The following is a 3,171-nucleotide window of genomic DNA, read 5'->3' as shown; positions in this document are numbered from 1 at the left end:
GCTCAAACGGTCTATATTTTTTTAAAACTGTATTTCTCTCTTAGACGGAAATACAGTTTTTATTTTCATAGTTTAAATTCCGTTAGAGAAAATTTGGGAATAATGTATGACACAATTCTATGGAAAAACAAAAGTTTGCTATGGAACAAATGCTTTGGATAACCTTCAAAAGTTACCAGGTAAAGATGTTTTTATAGTGACAGATAGCTTTATTGCTAAAACAGGCTTTGTTGATCAAGTAAAAAGTAACTTATCGACAGGTGTTTTATCTACCATTTTTGATAAAGTAGAGGCGGACCCTTCCTTAGATACAATAACAACTGCTACACATCTCTTTATGAAAAGTGAAGCAGATATAATTATTGCCATCGGTGGAGGCTCAGCGATAGATGCTGCTAAAGCTGTCGCTTATTTTGCCAATCATGCAGATTTGTTACGTCCACCTCCTTATCTTGTCGCTATTCCTACAACCAGTGGTACAGGATCGGAAGTGACCTCGATTTCGGTCGTCACAGATAAAAAAAATGGTCTTAAAATCCCCCTTCAGGATGACACCCTTACTCCAGATCTAGCGATATTAGATGCGAGATTTACGCGAACAATGCCACCATCTATTACAGCAGCAACAGGAATGGATGTGTTAACCCATGCGATTGAAGCATACGTATCAAATCGAGCAAATCTTTTTACATCGATTTATGCCGAGAACGCCATCAAGATTGTTTTCAAGTATTTGCCACGAGCCTATGTTAGTGGCGAAGATATGGAAGCTCGTGAGCAGCTTCTCTTGGCTTCCTGTATGGCAGGTATGTCCTTCAATAACAGCGGATTAGGAATAACTCATAGTGTCGCTCATAGCCTTGGTGGTCTTTTTCATATACCTCATGGCATCGCAAATGCAGTATTACTGCCCTCAGTTATTGAGTTCAACAGCTTTGATGCATGTATACAGTATCAAAAGCTTGCACACTGTTTGGGGTTGCCGGCTTCATCGATGGATGAAGGATCGAGTTCTTTCTTAGAGGCTGTTCGTCAGCTTAATGCCTCTTTAGATATCCCGAGCCGAATAAGTGGGCTGGATATTGATGAAGATGCGTATATAAGCAATCTGTCAACGATGGCAAATAATATTCTTCAAGACATCTGTACAACGACTAATCCCAAAAAAGCGTCATATGATGATGTGATTCAATTATTAAAAAAGGCTTGGTGACTGAATTAAGTTAATAATTTGTTATTTAACCTTAACTTGGGATAAGAAAGTCGATAACGGTGTAGTGCTTCGGGCTTTGTCGACACCGCTTATAAAGCGGAATTACTGATGTATAAAGTCACTGACTATAAGTCGAAAGTTAAGGTAAAACTTTTGAATTAATGCTGGACGAGCTTTTTGAGGGCAACGGAGAGAACATGCTGTTCAACTTGGGCTATGATTTCGGAAGGCACTCGTAAGCTCATGCTTAAAGTGCCTTTAAAATCAGTATGATGTGGTAATAGCTATCAAATGGCTTCACCATTGATGGAAACAGCTACGTCGATGTTGCCACGTGTTGCGTTGGAGTATGGGCAAACCTGATGAGCTGTACGCACAAGCTGAAGCGCCGTTTCCTGCTCCATATCCAGCGTAGCGGCCAGGCTGACGGTCAGGGCAAAACCACCTTCTGAGTTCGGGCCAATACCGACCTCCGCTGTTACCGGGGCTGATGTGACAGGCACCTTGGCTTCACGGGCGACGTGCAAAATTGCATTGGAAAAACACGCGGCATAACCGGCGGCAAATAGTTGCTCGGGATTTGTGGCGGCGCCGCTGCCACCCATGGCTTTCGGATAGGCCAAATCCACTTCCAGCAGGCCATCGTCTGTGGCGACTTTACCGTTACGGCCAGCCAGGGCAGTTGCTTTTGTTGAGTACAATGTTGTCATAATTATCTTCTCCTATTTTTAGTTGCGCGCAATCTAATTGTCTGCAATCATAGTTCGAAATAATAATGATGGTCAAGTATATTGTGCGCAATTTAGTTTGGTTTCTTATCTAAACAGAGAGAGGAAAAATGGCAAACAACACCGATGACCTTGAGACCAAAGAGGCAATCGCGCTGGAAAATCAGGTCTGTTTTCCGCTCTACAGTGCCGCCAATGCCGTTGTTCGCGCATATCGTCCGCTGCTAAATGCATTGGATCTGACTTATCCGCAATATTTGGTGATGATGGTGCTGTGGGAACATAACGGCATTAACGTCAAGGAATTAGGTGCAAAGCTGTATCTGGACTCCGGGACATTGACACCACTGCTAAAGCGCCTTGAAACCAAAGGGCTGGTAGTCCGTACCCGTGGCCTGGAGGATGAACGTGTCAGAATGATATCGCTATCTGATGAAGGCGTGGCCCTGAAAAAGAAAGCCCTTGGTATCCCCGGCGAAATGGCCTGTAAAGTTGGCGGAGATATTGAAGAGCTTGCCCAGCTCAAGTACCTGTGCGAGAAGTTGGTCAAGACACTCAATCGCTAGGCTAGCTGCCGCTCAAAAGGTTTTAGCCATGATGATCTGCTGCTGATACAATTTAGCGAAGACAAATGAAACTCGAATAGTTAGTGAAATAAAAAATGGAAGAAATTTACTTTGCCGGAGGGTGCCTTTGGGGCGTGCAGGAATATCTACGGCATCTGCCAGGTGTTATCTCTACTGAAGCTGGTCGAGCCAACGGTACATCCGCCAACACTAAGAGTGAGTATGATGGCTATGCTGAATGTGTTCGTACCCAGTTTAATCCGGAAGTTGTTTCTGTCGATCAGTTGATGGATTATTTCTTTGAAATCATCGACCCCTATAGCACGAATAAACAGGGAGACGATATTGGAGAAAAATACCGGACCGGTGTATACAGCAGCAATAACAACCACCTAACAGAGGCTAGAAAATATATTGATAACAGAGATGATGTAGCTAAGATCGTTGTGGAGGTGTTATTTTTATCGAACTATGTAAAAAGCGATGATGAGCATCAGGATCGGCTAACACGTTATCCAAGTGACTACTGCCATATACCAAAGAATATCCTGCATAAATACAAATGCTAGAATCCTCTTTCAGGGAGGATTCTGTCAGAACGGTTGAATATGGTTTGTGAGGTGGTTTGGGATTGTTTGCTTCATCTGGTTTCCAACAGCTTTTG

The 3,171-nt window shown here is 43.2% G+C and carries 4 protein-coding genes; 3 read left to right on the top strand and 1 reads right to left on the bottom strand.

Annotation, left to right across the window (positions count from 1 at the left end):
• The first annotated feature begins 106 nt into the window (after positions 1-106).
• Positions 107-1,213 carry a 1-propanol dehydrogenase PduQ gene (locus MHN01_RS22155; protein ID WP_239413480.1) on the top strand — a complete coding sequence of 369 codons (1,107 nt, stop codon included), beginning with the start codon at positions 107-109 and terminating at the stop codon, positions 1,211-1,213.
• A 287-nt stretch (positions 1,214-1,500) separates the two neighbouring features.
• Here the strand turns inward: MHN01_RS22155 and MHN01_RS22150 are convergent, their stop codons facing one another.
• A complete protein-coding gene (locus MHN01_RS22150) occupies positions 1,501-1,923 on the bottom strand; it encodes an organic hydroperoxide resistance protein (protein WP_239413479.1) in 423 nt (140 codons plus the stop codon).
• A 128-nt stretch (positions 1,924-2,051) separates the two neighbouring features.
• Here MHN01_RS22150 and MHN01_RS22145 point away from each other — a divergent pair, with 128 nt between their 5' ends.
• Positions 2,052-2,507, top strand: a complete 456-nt coding sequence (locus tag MHN01_RS22145; RefSeq protein WP_239413477.1) for a MarR family winged helix-turn-helix transcriptional regulator — start codon at positions 2,052-2,054, stop codon at positions 2,505-2,507.
• Between the two features lie 95 nt (positions 2,508-2,602).
• Positions 2,603-3,076 (top strand): peptide-methionine (S)-S-oxide reductase, encoded by a 474-nt coding sequence (locus MHN01_RS22140; RefSeq protein ID WP_239413476.1) that lies wholly within the window; start codon positions 2,603-2,605, stop codon positions 3,074-3,076.
• Positions 3,077-3,171 lie beyond the last annotated feature (95 nt).

This window comes from Photobacterium sp. OFAV2-7, assembly GCF_022347985.1.
Lineage (GTDB): Bacteria > Pseudomonadota > Gammaproteobacteria > Enterobacterales > Vibrionaceae > Photobacterium.
Note: the sequence above shows the minus strand (reverse complement) of the source record. Positions and strands in the feature narration are given on the sequence as shown.

Bases quoted from the DNA above. Each gene is read 5' to 3' on its own strand.
- MHN01_RS22140 (WP_239413476.1), top strand. From the start codon at position 2,603: ATGGAAGAAATTTACTTTGCCGGAGGGTGCCTTTGGGGCGTGCAGGAA.
- MHN01_RS22145 (WP_239413477.1), top strand. From the start codon at position 2,052: ATGGCAAACAACACCGATGACCTTGAGACCAAAGAGGCAATCGCGCTG.
- MHN01_RS22150 (WP_239413479.1), bottom strand. From the start codon at position 1,923: ATGACAACATTGTACTCAACAAAAGCAACTGCCCTGGCTGGCCGTAAC.
- MHN01_RS22155 (WP_239413480.1), top strand. From the start codon at position 107: ATGACACAATTCTATGGAAAAACAAAAGTTTGCTATGGAACAAATGCT.